At 70.2% G+C, this 16,872-nt stretch carries 12 protein-coding genes; 8 read left to right on the plus strand and 4 right to left on the minus strand.

Annotated features, from left to right (window positions below):
* The first annotated feature begins 565 nt into the window (after nucleotides 1-565).
* The 5 genes from rpsA to AB0K03_RS33820 all read left to right on the plus strand — a co-directional run bounded on the left by rpsA (nucleotide 566) and on the right by AB0K03_RS33820 (nucleotide 9,737).
* Complete coding sequence (gene rpsA, locus AB0K03_RS33800; protein ID WP_364693595.1) at nucleotides 566-2,077, plus strand: 30S ribosomal protein S1; 1,512 nt, start codon at nucleotides 566-568, stop codon at nucleotides 2,075-2,077.
* Nucleotides 2,078-2,571: 494 nt separating this feature from the next.
* Nucleotides 2,572-3,774, plus strand: a complete 1,203-nt coding sequence (gene coaE, locus AB0K03_RS33805; protein WP_364693598.1) for a dephospho-CoA kinase — start codon at nucleotides 2,572-2,574, stop codon at nucleotides 3,772-3,774.
* 530 nt (nucleotides 3,775-4,304) lie between these two features.
* Complete coding sequence (gene uvrB / locus AB0K03_RS33810) at nucleotides 4,305-6,437, plus strand: excinuclease ABC subunit UvrB (RefSeq protein WP_364693601.1); 2,133 nt, start codon at nucleotides 4,305-4,307, stop codon at nucleotides 6,435-6,437.
* A 777-nt stretch (nucleotides 6,438-7,214) separates the two neighbouring features.
* The gene (locus tag AB0K03_RS33815; RefSeq protein WP_364693604.1) at nucleotides 7,215-8,123 is read left to right on the plus strand and encodes an N-acetyltransferase; all 909 of its coding nucleotides are present in this window, start codon (nucleotides 7,215-7,217) and stop codon (nucleotides 8,121-8,123) included.
* Between the two features lie 621 nt (nucleotides 8,124-8,744).
* Nucleotides 8,745-9,737 carry a TerC family protein gene (locus AB0K03_RS33820; RefSeq protein ID WP_364693687.1) on the plus strand — a complete coding sequence of 331 codons (993 nt, stop codon included), beginning with the start codon at nucleotides 8,745-8,747 and terminating at the stop codon, nucleotides 9,735-9,737.
* Nucleotides 9,738-10,241: 504 nt separating this feature from the next.
* Here the strand turns inward: AB0K03_RS33820 and typA are convergent.
* Nucleotides 10,242-12,107: a translational GTPase TypA gene (typA, locus tag AB0K03_RS33825; RefSeq protein WP_364693607.1), complete on the minus strand. Its 1,866-nt coding sequence runs from the start codon at nucleotides 12,105-12,107 to the stop codon at nucleotides 10,242-10,244.
* 160 nt (nucleotides 12,108-12,267) lie between these two features.
* Between typA and AB0K03_RS33830 the strand changes: the two genes are divergently transcribed.
* A complete protein-coding gene (locus tag AB0K03_RS33830; protein WP_364693610.1) occupies nucleotides 12,268-13,071 on the plus strand; it encodes a lytic transglycosylase domain-containing protein in 804 nt (267 codons plus the stop codon).
* Nucleotides 13,072-13,311: 240 nt separating this feature from the next.
* Nucleotides 13,312-13,737 carry a 50S ribosomal protein L11 gene (locus AB0K03_RS33835; RefSeq protein WP_364693613.1) on the plus strand — a complete coding sequence of 142 codons (426 nt, stop codon included), beginning with the start codon at nucleotides 13,312-13,314 and terminating at the stop codon, nucleotides 13,735-13,737.
* Between the two features lie 179 nt (nucleotides 13,738-13,916).
* Here AB0K03_RS33835 and AB0K03_RS33840 read toward each other — a convergent pair whose 3' ends face one another.
* Nucleotides 13,917-14,564, minus strand: a complete 648-nt coding sequence (locus tag AB0K03_RS33840; RefSeq protein WP_364693616.1) for an ATP-dependent Clp protease proteolytic subunit — start codon at nucleotides 14,562-14,564, stop codon at nucleotides 13,917-13,919.
* Between the two features lie 304 nt (nucleotides 14,565-14,868).
* Here AB0K03_RS33840 and AB0K03_RS33845 point away from each other — a divergent pair, with 304 nt between their 5' ends.
* Entirely contained in the window at nucleotides 14,869-15,492 is a 624-nt protein-coding gene (locus AB0K03_RS33845) for a cysteine hydrolase (RefSeq protein WP_364693619.1), read from the plus strand.
* 1 nt (nucleotide 15,493) lies between these two features.
* On the opposite strand, the gene AB0K03_RS33850 is transcribed toward AB0K03_RS33845, so the two are convergent.
* Together AB0K03_RS33850 and AB0K03_RS33855 are read right to left on the minus strand one after the other, a co-directional pair.
* Entirely contained in the window at nucleotides 15,494-16,147 is a 654-nt protein-coding gene (locus AB0K03_RS33850) for an MBL fold metallo-hydrolase (protein WP_364693621.1), read from the minus strand.
* 2 nt (nucleotides 16,148-16,149) lie between these two features.
* A complete protein-coding gene (locus AB0K03_RS33855) occupies nucleotides 16,150-16,857 on the minus strand; it encodes a maleylpyruvate isomerase family mycothiol-dependent enzyme (protein WP_364693624.1) in 708 nt (235 codons plus the stop codon).
* Nucleotides 16,858-16,872: the final 15 nt, after the last annotated feature.

Genomic DNA, 16,872 nt, shown 5'->3' on the forward strand with positions numbered 1-16,872 from the left:
GCGCTCGCTCCCGCTCCCGCCCGCTCCCGCTCGCTCCCGCTCCCGCTCGCTCCCGCTCCCGCTCGCTCGCTCCCGCTCGCTCCCGCCCGCTCCCGCTCCCGCCCGCTCCCGCTCCCGCCCGCTCCCGCCCGCTCCCGCTCCCGCTCGCTCCCGCTCCCGCTCGCTCCCGCTCCCGCTCGCTCCCGCCCGCGCCACCTCCGGCCGCCTCAACCGCGCCCACCCCACTCCTCGCCCGCGCTCTCCACCGCCGCTCCCACCGCCCGAAATGGCACAAAACACCCCTGGCGACCGCGTTCCCGGGACGAATGTGCCTCGGTCCTCAGGAGGGCTTGCAACCTGTGGTAATGCGCACGGTAAGCTAGTCGATGCGCTCGCGGATCGTGTGCCTCGGCAGGGAGCAGGTTCCGCAAGACGTCGGTCCCAGCATGATCCTGCTCGTTTGATCGCCCTCGCTTGATCGCCAAGCTCCAGCGTCGTGATCACCGGTTGTTCGTGCTGTGTCCGCTGTCAGTTCCGCGGGGCGCGAGAGACACCACGACACCATCCGTTCGGAGCAACAGTCCACATGACGAGCAGCATCGAGGCCACCTCGAGCGCCAACAAGGTCACCGTCGACGATCTTGGCTCGGAGGAAGCTTTCCTCGCAGCCATCGACGAGACCATCAAGTACTTCAACGACGGCGACATTGTCGAAGGCACCGTCGTCAAGGTCGATCGGGACGAGGTCCTGCTCGACATCGGCTACAAGACCGAGGGCGTGATCCCCTCGCGTGAGTTGTCGATCAAGCATGACGTGGACCCCGCGGAAGTGGTGTCGGTCGGTGACCACATCGAAGCCCTCGTCCTCACCAAGGAGGACAAGGAAGGCCGGCTGATCCTCTCGAAGAAGCGCGCGCAGTACGAGCGCGCGTGGGGCACGATCGAGAAGATCAAGGAGGACGACGGCGTCGTTCGCGGCTCCGTCATCGAGGTCGTCAAGGGCGGCCTCATCCTCGACATCGGCCTGCGCGGCTTCCTGCCCGCGTCCCTCGTCGAGATGCGCCGCGTGCGCGACCTCCAGCCGTACGTCGGCCGGGAGCTCGAGGCCAAGATCATCGAGCTGGACAAGAACCGCAACAACGTGGTCCTGTCCCGCCGGGCGTGGCTCGAGCAGACCCAGTCCGAGGTCCGCACCGAGTTCCTCAACAAGCTCCAGAAGGGCCAGGTCCGCAAGGGCGTCGTGTCCTCCATCGTCAACTTCGGCGCCTTCGTGGACCTGGGTGGCGTGGACGGCCTGGTGCACGTCTCGGAGCTCTCCTGGAAGCACATCGACCACCCGTCCGAGGTCGTCGAGGTCGGCCAGGAGGTCGAGGTCGAGGTGCTCGACGTCGACCTGGACCGCGAGCGCGTCTCGCTGTCGCTGAAGGCGACCCAGGAAGACCCGTGGCGCCAGTTCGCCCGGACCCACGCGATCAACCAGATCGTGCCGGGCAAGGTCACCAAGCTGGTTCCGTTCGGTGCGTTCGTCCGCGTGGACGACGGCATCGAGGGCCTGGTGCACATCTCCGAGCTGGCCGAGCGTCACGTCGAGCTGCCCGAGCAGGTCGTCCAGGTCGGTTCGGACGTCATGGTCAAGGTCATCGACATCGACCTGGAGCGTCGCCGGATCTCGCTCTCGCTGAAGCAGGCGAACGAGAACTTCGTAGAGGGCGAGGAGCACTTCGACCCGACCCTCTACGGCATGGCGGCCACCTACGACGCCGAGGGCAACTACATCTACCCGGAGGGCTTCGACCCGGAGACGGGCGAGTGGCTCGAGGGCTTCGACAAGCAGCGCGAAGCGTGGGAGAAGCAGTACGCCGACGCCCGCGAGCGCTGGGAGGCCCACACCAAGCAGGTGCAGGCGTCCCGCGAGGCCGACGCCGAGGCCGCTCTCAACCCGACCCCGGCGGGCGGCGTGACCACGTCGTCCTCGTCCTCCTCCACCTCCACCAGCACGTCGGCCCCGGCGCGCGCTGCGGAGGAGCCGGCCGGCACCCTGGCCACCGACGAAGCCCTCGCCGCTCTGCGCGAGAAGCTCGCCGGCGGCAAGAGCTGACCCGGATCTGATCGACGAAACCCCGCCCATCCGGCTCCGGCCGGGTGGGCGGGGTTTCTTCATGCCCCGGTACGCCCCCAGCAAGCACCCACCCCGACGTCACTCACCGCCCCAACCCGCCGCCCGTAGCCCGCTGGCCGTGATCGGTCGTCCGAGGCTTGCTACAGAGCGTCGGTCGTCAGGCCTCGTGGCAGCCGTAACACCTCAGGCCCACCCTGCCGCGGCCTCCGGCGTTCCCCGCCGCGCCTTGCCCTCACCCCGCTCCTTCATCGCCGGCCCACCCGGTGTGTTCCGCCGGGCCGCCCCGGGTGTGGTTCCGCCGGCCCACCCCGGTGTGGTTCCGCCGGGCTGCCCTGGTGTGGTTCCGCCGGGCGCCCTGGTGTGGTTCCCCGGGCCGCCCTGACGGCGTTCCGCCGCCCGCCCCCTCCGTCGTTATCCACAGCCCCGGATCCGCCGACCTGACACCGCAAGATCGACCCGGGATACTGGTCGGCGTGCTGAAGGTGGGTCTCACAGGTGGAATCGGAGCCGGCAAGAGCGCCGTCGCTCAACGGCTGCGGCAGCTCGGCGCGGTCGTCATCGACGCCGACATGTTGGCCCGGGAAGTCGTCGCCGGCGGAACCGACGGGCTGGCAGCGGTGGTCGATGTCTTCGGCCCGGCCGTCGTCGGCGCCGACGGTGAGCTCGACCGTCCGGCTCTCGGCGCGCGCGTCTTCGGTGACGAGACCGCCCGGCGACAGCTCGAGCAGATCATCCACCCGCGGGTACGCGCTCGCACCGCCGCCCTGACCGCCGGGGCGCCACCCGACGCCATCGTCGTCAACGACGTCCCGCTGCTGGTCGAGACCGGCCTCGTGCCGACGTACCACCTCGTCGTCGTTGTCGACGCCCAGCCCGCGCTCCGGGTCGACCGGCTCGTGCAGACCCGCGGGATGACCGAGGAGCAGGCCCGCGCCCGGATCGCCGCCCAGGCCGCGGACTCCGAACGGCGCGCGGCCGGCGACGTGGTGATCGACAACAACGGGTCCCTGGCCGAGCTCGACACTCAGGTCGACCGGTTGTGGCACGAGCGCCTCCGGCCGTACGAGAGGAACTTGAGGCTTCGCAGGTCCGCACCGTCCGACGGGACGCTGCGTGTCGTGGCCCCCGATCCGACCTGGCCCACCCAGGCCGCCCGCCTGATCGCCCGGATCGACCACGCCCTCCGCCCGCAGCTCGGCGGGCCCGCCGACGTCTTCCACATCGGGTCCACGGCGGTCCCGGGACTCCCGGCGAAGGACCTCATCGACCTGATGCTGGCCGTTCCGACGCTCGAGCAGGCGGACAAGCTCGCCGACGCTCTGGCCGAGGCCGGCCTGCCGCGCCGGGAGGGGGAGTGGTGGGACAACGCCCGCGGCACCCCCGGGAAGACCTGGCCCAAACGCCTGCACGGCAGCGCCGACCCGGGCCGCCCGGTCAACCTGCACGTCCGCGTCACCGGCTCCCCGGGCTGGCGCTTCGCCCTCCTGACGCGCGACCACCTCCGCGCGAACCCACAAGCGCGCGACGAGTACGCAGCCGCGAAGCGTGACTGGGCCGCTGCCCACTCAGATGTCGACGGGTACGCGGCAGCAAAGGAACCATGGTTCGACAGGGAAGCGCAGGCCGCGCAGGAATGGGCGGAGGCTTTGGACTGGCAGGCCCCAACCGGCGCTTGACGCGTCGCCCTGTGATGCGCCGTCTCGTGATGCGCCGTCTCGTGACGCGCCGCTTCGTGACGTGCCGCTGCTTGATGCGTCGGTTCTGATGCGCCGCCTTCTGACGCCGTGGCTTCTGGTGCCCCAGCTTTGACACGCTGGCGCTGACACGTCCCTTCTCAGCGCCGGCCTTGAACGCCGGATCTGTCCCCGGACCAGCGGCGTTGTCAGCGGCTCAAGTCCGCCCAGGTCGGCCTGCGCGGCGCCTCGGACACGAAGGGGCGCTCGCGGCGGCCCGGTCCACGTCTCGCGTGGTCCCTTCAGATGCGCTCACCGGCATGACGCCGGGGCTGCGATCTCAAACCCGTCCGTGGCGCCGTGTGGTGGTGCCGGAATCGGAGGGGCGGCCGCCGCGAGCGGCCTACCGGACCAGGGTAGGGCCGCCCGCAACCAGGGACAATGCCTGGGGGCGGGACGGAATGTGCACCCTGCGAACACCCGTCGGCCGAGGCCGCGGAAACTTGTCACACCCCCGACGTACGGTTGTCCCCATGGCGCTCGACATCCCACGACTCGACGGCACCTTCAAGGTCGTCAGCGACTACCAGCCGGCCGGTGACCAGCCCACCGCCATCGCCGAGCTGGAGCGCCGGGTGCGCCGGGGCGACCGCCACACGGTCCTTCTCGGCGCCACCGGCACCGGCAAGAGCGCGACCACCGCGTGGCTCATCGAGAAGCTGCAGCGGCCCGCGCTTGTGCTCGCCCCCAACAAGACCCTCTGTGCCCAGCTCGCCAAGGAGTTCCGCGAGCTGATGCCGCACAACGCGGTCGAATACTTCGTCAGCTACTACGACTACTACCAGCCCGAGGCCTACATCGCGCAGACCGACACCTATATCGAGAAGGATTCGTCGGTCAACGAGGAGGTCGAGCGGCTGCGCCACTCCGCGACGATGTCCCTGCTCACCCGGCGTGACGTCGTGGTGGTGGCCACGGTCTCGGCGATCTACGGCCTCGGCACGCCGCAGGAATACCTCGAGCGAGCGGTCAAGGTGAAGGTCGGCCAGGAGGTCGACCGTGACAAGCTGCTGCGCCGCCTCGTCGACATCCAGTATTCGCGCAACGACATGGCCTTCCAACGGGGCACGTTCCGGGTCCGGGGCGACACCCTGGAGATCATCCCGGCGTACGAGGAGCTCGCCGTGCGCGTCGAGCTGTTCGGCGACGAGGTCGAGAAGCTGTACTACCTGCACCCCCTCACCGGGGAGATCGTCCGCGAGGTCGACCAGCTCGTGATCTTCCCGGCGACGCACTACGCGGCCGGCCCGGAGCGCATGGAGCGCGCCATCCGCGACATCGAGGCCGAGCTCGCCGAGCGCCTCGCCGAGCTGGAGCGGCAGGGCAAGCTGCTCGAGGCGCAGCGGCTGCGGATGCGCACGACGTACGACATCGAGATGATGCGCCAGGTCGGCTTCTGCAACGGCATCGAGAACTACTCGATGCACATGGACGGCCGGTCGTACGGTGACCCCGCGTACACGTTGCTCGACTACTTCCCGGACGACTTCATCACCGTCATCGACGAGTCGCACGTGACGATCCCGCAGATCGGTGGCATGTACGAGGGCGACGCCTCCCGCAAGCGCATCCTCATCGAGCACGGCTTCCGGCTCCCGAGCGCCGCCGACAACCGGCCGCTGCGCTTCGACGAGTTCCTGGACCGCGTCGGCCAGATGGTGTTCCTGTCCGCGACCCCCGGCCCGTGGGAGCTGGAGCACGCCCAGGGTGAGTACGTCGAACAGGTCATCCGCCCCACCGGCCTCGTCGACCCGGAAGTCGTCGTGAAGCCCACCAAGGGCCAGATCGACGACCTGATGCACGAGATCAAGGAGCGGACCGAGCGCGACGAGCGCGTCCTGGTCACCACGCTCACCAAGAAGATGGCCGAGGACCTGACCGACTACCTGCTCGAGAACGGCATCCGCGTCCGCTACCTGCACTCCGAGGTCGACACTTTGCGCCGCGTCGAGCTGCTCAAGGAGCTGCGCAAGGGCGATTACGACGTGCTGGTCGGCATCAACCTGCTCCGCGAGGGCCTCGACCTGCCCGAGGTGTCGCTGGTCGCGATCCTGGACGCCGACAAGGAGGGCTTCCTCCGCAGCGGCCGCTCCCTGATCCAGACCATCGGCCGCGCGGCCCGCAACGTCTCCGGCCAGGTCCACATGTACGCGGACAAGATCACCCCGTCGATGCGCGACGCGATCGAGGAGACCGACCGCCGCCGGGCCAAGCAGATCGCCCACAACAAGGCCAACGGCATCAACCCGGAGCCGCTCCGCAAGAAGATCCACGACATCCTCGACGACATCTACCGCGAGGCCGAGGACACCGACACGGCCATCGGCGGCCACGGCCCCGGCGGCCACGTCGTCGGCGGCGCCGGCCGTCAGATGTCGCGCGGCAAGGCCCCGGTCCCGGAAACCCGCTCGAAGGCCCGCGCCGGTTCGGCCCCGGCCCGCGAGGGCATGGCCCGCGCCGAACTGGCCCAGCTGATCCAGGACCTGAACGACCAGATGCTGGCCGCGGCCCGCGAGCTCCAGTTCGAACTGGCGGCCCGCATCCGCGACGAAGTCGCCGAGCTGAAGAAGGAACTGAGAGGCATGGACGTGGCCGGTGTGAAGTAGGCACTCCCCGGGGCCGCCCCTCCGTGCAAGACGCCCTCACCCCCTCTGAGTGGGACGGGCCGCGTTGAGCGTCGGACGGGCCGCGTTCAGCGTCGGACGGGCCGCGTTCAGCGTCGAACGGCCGCTTGTGCGCGGACAGCGCGCTCGGCGCGAGGCGGGTGGCTGCTTCGACGAGCGCCTGGCGGGCGCGCTCTGCGCGGGTCAGCCTGCGTTCCGCGTGGGAACAGCAGGGCTCTGCGTAGGACAAGCCGCGCTCGGCGCGAGGCGGGTGGCTGCTTCGACGAGCGCCTGCCGGGCGCGCTCTGCGCGGGTCAGCCTGCGTTCCGCCGAGGACGGCCGGCCTCTGCGCGGGACAGGCTACGCGGGCTGTCTCGCGCTCCCGGCGGGCCGCGGGCTTGGCCGTGCTGCCGATCGACGGAAAGTGCAGGGAGGCGCGTGCGGGCGAGCGCCCTGCGACATGCCCGGGGGCAGTTCGTGGACTCGCCGTTCCGAGACCGTTTGACCCGCATACGCCGATCCCTCCGGCGCCGCCAGTCGACAACGGCTCAGCCCGCTGTGGTGCGGAACGGCCCGCTGGGTGTGGGTCCACCGCCCTCGACCCCGGGTATGGGTCGACGGTCTCGGCTGATGTGAGGAACGGCGGACGAGTGCGGGCCGACCGGCTTCGGCTGACGTGAGAAACGAGGCCCGAGTGGTGGGTCCACGGCCTCGGCCGCTGGGGCGTAGGTCGGCCGTCACCCGCTAAATCTGTGGGGCCCGGGCTTCGATCTCGCTAGCGTGACCGCCGTGTCTGCGCATAAGGACGTGGCTTGGGTTTCCCTGCCGTTCACCGACGTCGCTGAGCTGGCGGAGCTCGCCGGTCGTTGCCTCGCCGTCGACGGCGGGTTGCCGCTCGTCGCGGACCACGGGTTCTTGCGGGGACGGTGGACGGGCGAGGCGGTACGGGGCCTGCAGGTCAGAGACTCCGACGGCCGCCTGGTGGCCGCCGGTGCCCTCCGGCCGGCTCGGGGCGACGGGCCAACCTGGGCGCACGGTGCGATCTTCGTGGGGCTCGTGGATCCCGATCGCCGGTCGGCGGGCGTGGGCGGCCGGCTGCTCGGGTGGGGGTTGACCGAGGGGCGCCGGCTCGGCGGTCAGGTCACGGTCGAGACCGAGTCGTTGACGGGTACGTCGGCACGGCTGTTCGCCGATCATGGGCTGCGCCAGGTGTTCGCCGAGGATGTCATGCGCATCGACTTGGCTGGCGGCGTACCCGAAAGGGGGTGGGCCGAGGGGACTCGCCTGGCCGAATGGTCCGCGGAGACCGTGGGGCGCTTCTTTCGGGTTTATGAGGCTTCGTTCCGTGATCGGCCGGGGTTCCCGGGGTGGACGCAGGAGGAGTGGGCGGCCGGGGTGGTCGACGAGGATTTCCGGCCGGGCTGGTCGCTGCTTGCTTCGGTGCCCGGCGCCGGCGATGCCGGGTTCGTGACGGCCGCCGTCGGGTGGATCGTGCAGGTCGGTGTGGTGCCGGCGGCCCGCGGGTGGGGGCTCGGCGGCGCGTTGGTGTGCGAAGCGCTGCGGCGGATGCGGCGCGACGGCGAGGCTGAGGCCTGGCTCGACGTGAATGTCGATAATCCGGCTGTGGAGCTGTACCGCCGGCTGGGATTTGAGCATCGCGGGCGGCGGGCCCGCTTCGCATTGAGGTGACATGTCCCGGCCAGACGGGCGGCGGGCCCGCTTCGCATTGAGGTGACATGTCCCGGTGAGAGATGAGGCTAGCCTCCTAGGATGATCAAGGGGATGTGCGCAGGCGGGCCTTGTCCTGTGGCAAATGCGCCCCGGGAATGCGAAGAATCAACGGCGGCCGAGGACGTGTCTCGGCCCGTTGCGAAGCATCGATGGGGGCGCCCCGGCTGGTTGCGGAAGATCAATGGGCTTCGCGTGCCCGATGTCCTCCTCTTGAACGCCGCCAGGCGAGAGTATGGACACGATTCTCCGGGTCGATGTGTCACTCACCCCCGGCATGGGACACAATGGCTCGCGTAGGAGGGGAGTATTCCTCTGCGCCGGTCTCGTCAGCACGGTCTGCGTCCCTCGGGGCGCGCCCGGGGCCGGTGGTTCTCGCTTGCCGTGGCTTCGGCGGGAGATGAGCCTGGTTGTTCGGGAGGTGTCCGCTCAGCGCGGGATCACCCGGGCAATGGGGGTCGTTTCGCCGGGTGCGGGGTTTGCGGCGGGGGCGGAAGAGACCTCCGACAGCCGTACGTCGCTGCTTCGGCGCCTTGAGCCGGGGCGGCGATGAACCGTGTCTGCCGGAGGTCCTCGTTGAACGTGCATGCCTGGGTCTGGTTCGCCACCCTCGGTGCCCTCGTCGTCATGCTCGCCGTCGATCTGCTGATCGTCGGGCGGCGGCCGCACGAGCCGTCGATGCGGGAGGCCGGCACGTGGGTCGCGTTCTACGTCGGCCTCGCGTTGCTGTTCGGGGCCGGGCTGGGGCTGGTCGCCGGGTGGACGCCCGCGGGGGAGTTCTACACCGGGTGGCTCACCGAGTATTCGCTGAGCGTCGACAACCTGTTCGTCTTCATGATCATTATGGCGCGGTTCAACGTGCCGCGGCAGTTCCAGCAGAAGGTGCTGCTGATCGGCATCGTGCTGGCGCTGCTCATGCGGGGCGCGTTCATCGCCGCCGGCGCCGCGCTCATCCAGCAGTTCTCGTGGGTGTTCTACATCTTCGGCGCGTTCCTGGTGTACACCGCGATCACCCTGCTGCGCGGCGGTGACGGCGAGGAGGAGTTCAAGGAGAACATCCTGATCCGCTGGGCGAAGCGGATCTTCCCGGTCTCCAGCTCCTTCGACAGCGGGCGGATGACGGTCGTCACCGAGACCGGCCGGCGGCTGTTCACGCCGATGCTCATCGTCATGATCGCCATCGGCACCACCGACCTCATCTTCGCGCTCGACTCGATCCCGGCGATCTTCGGCATCACGAAGGAGCCGTACCTGGTCTTCACCGCCAACGTCTTCGCCCTGATGGGTCTGCGCCAGCTGTACTTCCTGCTCGGCGGCCTGCTGGAGCGCCTGGTCTACCTCAACATCGGGCTGGCGTTCGTGCTGGCCTTCATCGGCGTGAAGCTGTTCCTCGAGGCGCTGCACACCAACTCACTGGGTTTCATCAACGGCGGCCACGGCGTGCACTGGGCGCCGGAGATCCCGATCTGGCTGTCGCTGCTGGTCATCCTCGGCACCCTCGGCGTCGCCACGGCCGCGAGCCTCGCGAAGTCGTCGCGCGACCGCAAGAAGGAACTGCTGGACACCGCGGCCTGACAGCCACGAGAGCGCCGAAGCCGGGAGAAGGCAAGAGGGGCCACGCGGGGCGCGGAAGCGGGGGAGGCGCGAGGGGCAGCGGCGGCCCGGGAGGCCTGGCAGCCCGAGAGGCTGCGGCGGCCCGGGAGGCCTGGCAGCCCGAGAGGCTGCGGCGGCCCGGGAGGCGCGCCAGGGCGCCGGCTGCCAGGCAGGGGCGGCATGGGATCCGGAGAGCCGGCAAGGGCCGTCGGCCCGGGACATGCGCGAGCCCGCGACCGGCAGGCGGGCGGGGCCCGCGTCCGGGAGACGCCTGAGACCCGCGAAGTGCCCAACGCCGGGGCGAGGCGCGAAGACCGCAAGATCCGCCAGTTGTGCGCTGCGGGGCGTGCGCCAGGTGGCCCGGCGGGCCCGGGGGCACCCCGGTGGCCTGGGAGACGCGCGAGGCCCGCGTCCACCTCGCGGTGGGCGTGGGCCTCTGTCACGACCGTTTGCGGGTACGGCGCTGAGCACCGTACCCGCGACGGGTTACTGCTGGTGCTTGCGCCGCGCCGCAGCGCGGCCTCGGGTCTGCTGGTCGAGCACGACCTTGCGGATCCGGACGGCGGCGGGGGTGACCTCGACGCATTCGTCCTCGCGGCAGAACTCGAGGGCCTGCTCCAGCGACAGCTTGCGCGGCGGGATCAGCTTCTCGGTCTCGTCGGCGGTCGACGAGCGCATGTTCGTGAGCTTCTTCTCCTTGGTGATGTTGACGTCCATGTCGTCCTGGCGGCTGTTCTCGCCGACGATCATGCCCTCGTACACCTCGGTGGTGGGCTCCACGAAGAGCTGGCCGCGCTCCTGCAGGTTGGTCATGGCGAAGGCGGTGACCACGCCGGCGCGGTCGGCGACCAGCGAGCCGTTCTGGCGCGTACGCAGCTCGCCGAACCACGGCTCGTAGTCCTCGAACAGGTGGTGCATGATGCCGGTGCCGCGGGTCTCGGTGAGGAACTCCGTACGGAATCCGATGAGGCCGCGGGCGGGCACCAGCCACTCCATGCGCAGCCAGCCGGTGCCGTGGTTGATCAGCTCTTCCATCCGGCCCTTGCGGGTGGAGAGGAGCTGGGTGATCGCGCCCATGTACTCGTCCGGGGCGTCGATCGTGAGGCGCTCGACCGGCTCGTGCAGCTTGCCGTCGATCGTCTTGGTGACCACCTGAGGCTTGCCGACGGTCAGCTCGTACGACTCGCGCCGCATCTGCTCGACCAGGATGGCGAGGGCCAGCTCACCGCGGCCCTGGACCTCCCAGGCGTCCGGGCGGTCGGTCGGGAGGACCCGCAGCGAGACGTTGCCGACCAGCTCCTTGTCGAGCCGGTCCTTGACCATGCGCGCGGTGACCTTGGCGCCCTTGACCCGGCCGACCAGCGGCGAGGTGTTGGTGCCGATGACCATGGAGATGGCGGGCTCGTCGACCTGGATGAGCGGCAGCGGGATCGGGTTCTCCGCGTCCGCGAGCGTCTCACCGATCATGATCTCGGCGATGCCGGCGACCGCCATGATGTCGCCCGGGCCGGCGCTCTCGGCGGGCTTGCGGTCCAGGCCCTCGGTGATCAGCAGCTCGGAGATGCGCACGTTGCTGATCGTGCCGTCGGTCTTGCACCACGCGACGGTCTGGCCCTTGCGGATGGTGCCCTCGTGCACCCGGCACAGGGCGAGACGGCCGAGGAACGGGGAGGCGTCGAGGTTGACGACGTGCGCCTGCAGCGGCGCGCCCTCGGTGTAGGTCGGGGCCGGGATGGTGTCGAGGATCGTGCTGAACAGCACCTCGAGGTTGGTGCTGTCGTCGGGGACGGTGCCGTCCTTGGGCTGGTTCAGCGACGCGATGCCGTCCCGGGCGCAGGCGTAGACGATCGGGAACTCGATCTGGTGCTCGTCGGCGTCGAGGTCGAGGAAGAGCTCGTACGTCTCGTCGACGACCTCCTTGATCCGGGCGTCGGGCCGGTCCACCTTGTTGATCACCAGGATGATCGGCAGCTTGGCCTGCAGGGCCTTGCGGAGCACGAAGCGCGTCTGCGGCAGCGGGCCCTCGGAGGCGTCGACGAGCAGGACGACGCCGTCGACCATGGTGAGGCCGCGCTCGACCTCACCGCCGAAGTCGGCGTGGCCGGGGGTGTCGATGATGTTGATGGTGACGGGCTCGCCGTCGGCGGGGCGGTAGCTGATCGCCGTGTTCTTGGCGAGGATCGTGATGCCCTTCTCCCGCTCCAGGTCCATGGAGTCCATGACGCGGTCGGCCATCTCGCCCCGCGCGTGGGACTGGCTGCCCTGGCGCAGCATGGCGTCGACCAGGGTGGTTTTGCCATGGTCCACGTGGGCGATGATGGCGACGTTGCGTAGGTCGGTGCGGGTCTGCATGCACCCATTGTCCCCGGTCTGCGTTGCTGGTGCCGTCCGGGGTGTGGACACCGGAACCGGTTGCGACGCCCGTCACGTACGTCCGTTTTGCCGGGCAGCGCCGGGCTCCGGCCGCTGTTAGCGTGCGTGGATCATCGGGCGACCGCGGGAGGCTCCGTCGATGCAACGCAGGCTCCGGTGGCTCGCCGCCGCGCTGGCAGGAACGATCGTCGTGGCCGGCTGCGGCCTGGGCGGCGGCGGGGGAGACGAGCCCAGCGCGCTCACCGGCGTGGTGGCGTCCGATCCGATGGTGGAGGAGACCGGCTCGGTGCCGGAGACGGCCGAGCCCGAGCCCACGACGCCGTCGCCGTCGCCGACCACCCGCAAGCCGAAGCCCAAGCCGAGCCGGACCAAGCCGACGCCGACCGAGGACCCGAACAACTTCCAGCTACCCGCGTGCGCCACCCGGGAGGGCAAGGCGGTCTCCAAGGCCAAGGCCAAGTCGGCCCTGCTGGCCGCGGCGGGCAGGACCTACTGGCCGACGTCGGCGCCGAAGCTGAAGCTGCCGGCCCGCCTGGTGCTGGCCACGGCCTGGCACGAGAGCGGCTGGCAGTCGAACATCGTCAACTGCGACGGCGGGCGTGGGCTGATGCAGGTGATGCCGGACACCGAGGCGTTCGTGAACCAGCGCTTCGGCCAGTCGTTCGACAGCCACGACTACCGGCAGAACTCGGTGCTCGGCGCCAACTACCTCGCCTGGCTCACGAAGGTCTTCGGCGACGCCTATTTCAAGGGCAGCTACGACCTCAGCGCCGGCAAGTGCGAGACCCATTCCAGCAGGTGCCTGCTGAACATGGTCATCGCCGGCTACAACGTGGGTCGCGGTGGGGTCGATGCCGCGTACGCGGACAAGCAGCTTCCGAACCCGGGGTATGTGGACGTGGTGCGGTCGCTGATGAAGTCGTGTTACTGCGACAAGTATTGAGCCGGGGTGGCCGACTCCCGCGGGCCCGGGGACCGGGCGGGTGACCGGGTCGGCGGGGCGGGTCACGGCCGAGCTATCATGGCCGGTGGAACCCGAGACTGTGCCCGCCGGCTGCTCACCCCATGGCGTTTTGACCCGTGAACGAGCCCGGTAGTAAAGTCTCGGGGTTGTCGTGCGTTGATGATGCTGGCGAGCTCCTGACTTCGGCCCGTGCAGCACACACTAAGGAGCTTTTGCGCAATGCCGCCCAAGAAGAAGACCCATGAGGTGACCCTCGCGCTTGAGGCGGGTAACGCCGCGATGGTGGACCTCGGTAAGATGCTCGGCCCGACCGGCGCCAACATGCGCGCCGTCAAGGTGGAGTACGACGAGGCGACGGCGAAGAACCGTGGCGAGATCATCCCCGTCATCGTCAGCGTCTTCGAGGACCGCAGCCACCAGCTCACCTACAAGACGCCGCCGACGAGCTTCCTGATCCGCAAGGCTCTGGGCATCCAGTCGGGCGCGTCCAACCCGCTGACCCAGACGGTGGGCACGCTCAGCAGCGAGCAGATCCGCTCGATCGCCGAGCGCAAGCTCCCCGACCTGAACGCCAACGACCTCGAGTCGGCCGTCAAGGTCGTCGCCGGCACCGCGCGCTCGATGGGCGTCAAGGTCGCCGAGTAATCTCGCTCCGGCGAGATCGCGGACCTGGGCACGGTCGCTCCGGCGTCCGGATCTCGGTGCGCGAGGCCGTGAGGTGACGGGCCGCGCGGTTGCGAGGCTCGAGGGTTCACCCGCGCCATGAGTTACACGAAACGGCAGGCCAGACGGCCTGCCGTTTTGTTTATGGCGGTGCGTGCGGGCTACGGCGCCTTGCCGGCGATGACCTCGTCGATGAGCCCGTACTCCTGCGCCTCCGCCGCCGACAGCACGCGCCCCGCCGACAGGTCGTCTTCGATCCGGCTGCGCGTCTGGCCGGTCACCTCGACCAGCCGCAGCACCACTTCCTCCAGCTCCCGCAGGTGCTGCCCGGCCGCCGCCGCGACTTCGTCGGCCGTACCCATGACGCCCGCCGCCCGGGGCTCCGTCATCCGGAAGCGGGCGTGCCGGTAGGCCGAGCGTTTCGTCGCCGCGGCCAGCACCGCGAGAACCGCGCCGCCCGCCTCCGAGGTGACCACGGCGTGCACGGGGGCCGCCATCGCGTCGATCACATCGATGACCGCGTGCGCCGCGTTGAGCTCACCGCCGCCGCTGGCGACGTGCAGCTGGACCGGCTCCGCGCCGGCCGCCTCGAGGGTGAGCAGGGCCGCCGCGATGCCGGAGGCCGCCTGCGCGGTGAGCGGGCCGCGGACCATCACGATGCGCTGGTCGAAGAGGCGCTCCTCGAGCCAGCCGGGAATCTGCGGGCCCGCGCCGCCGGGCATGGCGTCGGGCCACGGGCCGGGGGTGCGCCACGGTTCGGGGGAGGGCTGGGACGGTTGCCAGCGCAGCGGGTCGTGGCGCAGATCCATCGTGGCCTCCGGGGGCTCGAGGGGTGCCGCCGAGTCTAGGCGCGCCCGGACCTCCCGCCGGACCCTTTCCGCCCAGGGCGGACAAGCCCGGACCGCCCGCCGGGCCCCTTCGCCGAGGGAGAAGTCGGGGCAGAAGCCGGAGGAGGAGCCGAGGGGGAACAAGCCCAGGCCGGTCAACCGGCACCCGAGAATGGACCGCATCGCGTAGCCGATCGGTTGCATGGCGTACGGGGAAGCTTTCGCCGGAGCCGTCGCCGCCCCTAGGGTGGGTGTGACGGCCGGCACAGGCAACCAGGGAGTGGGCATGTCCGAGACGCTGCACCTCGACCCCGCGACGACGGCGATCGTCCTCATCGAGTTCCAGAACGAGTTCACCTCGGAGGGCGGTGTGCTGCACGCGGCGGTCGCGCCGGTGATGGAGAAGACGGGGATGCTCGCCCACACGGTCGCGCTCGTCGACGCCGCGCGTGCCGCCGGGGTGACGATCATGCATGCGCCGATCACCTTCGCGCCCGGGTACACCGAGCTGTCGCGGCATCCGTACGGGATCCTCAAGGGCGTCGTCGACGGCAACGCGTTCGTGAAGGGCACCTGGGGGGCCGCGATCGTCGACGACCTCACACCCGAGGAGGGCGACATCCTCATCGAGGGCAAGCGGGGCCTGGACACGTTCGCCAGCACGAACCTCGACTTCATCCTGCGCAGCCGCGGCATCCAGACCGTGATCCTGGCGGGGTTCCTGACGAACTGCTGCGTCGAGTCCACGATGCGCAGCGCGTACGAGAACGGCTACCGGGTCATCACGCTGACCGACTGTGTCGCGGCCACCTCGGCCGAGGAGCACGACAACGCGATCGCGTACGACTATCCGATGTTCTCCCTGCCCACCGAGGCTGCCACCATCCGGAATGCGCTGACCGGTAGCTGAGTCACCAGCCGCGGGCGCGCCACTCCGCCAGATGGGGGCGCTCCCTGCCCAGCGTGGAGTCCTTGCCGTGGCCCGGGTAGAACCACGTGTCGTCCGGCAGCCGGTCGAACAGCTTGGTCTCGACGTCGGTGATCAGCGACTCGAAGTTCTTCTTGTTGCCGCGGGTGTTGCCGACGCCGCCGGGGAAGAGGCTGTCGCCGGTGAACAGGTGGGCGATGCCGGCCGGCTCGCGGTAGAGGAGCACGATGCTGCCCGGTGTGTGGCCGACGACGTGGATCACCTCGAGCGTGCAGTCGCCGACCGCGATGGTGTCGCCGTCGCGGACCGTGTCGGTGACCACGGGGATGCCGTCCGCGTCGTCGGCGCCCGCGATCGAGCGGGCCCCTGTGGCCTTGACCACCTCGGACAGGGCGGCGTGGTGGTCGCCGTGCTGGTGGGTGGTCACCACCGCCGACAGGCCGCCGTCGCCGATGAGGTCGAGCAGGGTGCCGGCGTCGTTCGCGGCGTCGATGAGGACCTGGGTGCCGTCGGACGCGCAGCGCAGCAGGTAGGCGTTGTTGTCCATCGGGCCGACCGACACCTTCGTCACGGTCAGGCCGTGGAGCTCGCGGACGGCCGGGGCGGAACCCCGGCTCACGTCTCCGGTGTACGTCATCGTCACTTCCACTTCGGGGGAGTCGGCAGTCCGCCGTCGGGGGACACCGTGAGGTCGGAGCCGTCGGTGCGGCCGGCGAGCCACGAGGCGATGGAACGGGTGGGGCCGCCGATCGTCGGGGTGCCGTCGGTGACCGTACCGATGGACAGCGAATGGTCCAGGCCGTGCGGGCGCAGCACCAGCGCGGGTGCGTCCTTGCCGGCGCCGGCGACGATCTCGCGGAGCAGGCGCAGCGCGAACGCGTCCGACCAGTCCTCCGGGGTGTAGCCGCGGCCGAGGTCGACGTGGTGCACCTCGACCTCGCGCAGCCGGGCCCACGGCACCACCGCGGCGGACTGTCCGGTCGCGGCCAGGTGGAACGTCCAGGCCTCGGCGGGCATCGCCGCGGCCGCGTCGGCGAACCGTTCGTGCGAGTCGCGCAGGTCCGCGATCTGCTCGTCCAGGGGACGCCGGCAGCCGGCCTCGATGCCCTCGGCGCGGGCGGTCGGGGTCGCGTACGCGGGTGTCTCCACGCCGGTGCGGGCCCAGGTCAGCAGGTTGGTGTAGGCGTCGGCGTTGCGGGCCACGTGGGTCAGGACGTGACCGATCGTCCAGCCCGGCAGCCGGGAGGGCGCGGTCTCCGCGCCGGGCTCCAGCCCTTCGGCCGTACGGATCAGGCGTTCCGTCGCCTGGTCGACATCGGTCATGAGCACCAGCGGATCGATCGTCACGCCCTCGACCCTAGT

Origin of the sequence: Actinoplanes sp. NPDC049316, from assembly GCF_040677315.1 — a bacterium.
Taxonomy (GTDB): Bacteria; Actinomycetota; Actinomycetes; order Mycobacteriales; family Micromonosporaceae; genus Actinoplanes.

What these genes read in the sequence shown, in the direction of transcription:
- AB0K03_RS33840 (WP_364693616.1), bottom strand. Translation starts at nt 14,564, where the DNA reads ATGGATCTGCGCCACGACCCGCTGCGCTGGCAACCGTCCCAGCCCTCC.
- typA (WP_364693607.1), bottom strand. Translation starts at nt 12,107, where the DNA reads ATGCAGACCCGCACCGACCTACGCAACGTCGCCATCATCGCCCACGTG.
- AB0K03_RS33850 (WP_364693621.1), bottom strand. Translation starts at nt 16,147, where the DNA reads ATGACGTACACCGGAGACGTGAGCCGGGGTTCCGCCCCGGCCGTCCGC.
- AB0K03_RS33830 (WP_364693610.1), top strand. Translation starts at nt 12,268, where the DNA reads ATGCAACGCAGGCTCCGGTGGCTCGCCGCCGCGCTGGCAGGAACGATC.
- AB0K03_RS33835 (WP_364693613.1), top strand. Translation starts at nt 13,312, where the DNA reads ATGCCGCCCAAGAAGAAGACCCATGAGGTGACCCTCGCGCTTGAGGCG.
- uvrB (WP_364693601.1), top strand. Translation starts at nt 4,305, where the DNA reads ATGGCGCTCGACATCCCACGACTCGACGGCACCTTCAAGGTCGTCAGC.
- AB0K03_RS33845 (WP_364693619.1), top strand. Translation starts at nt 14,869, where the DNA reads ATGTCCGAGACGCTGCACCTCGACCCCGCGACGACGGCGATCGTCCTC.
- rpsA (WP_364693595.1), top strand. Translation starts at nt 566, where the DNA reads ATGACGAGCAGCATCGAGGCCACCTCGAGCGCCAACAAGGTCACCGTC.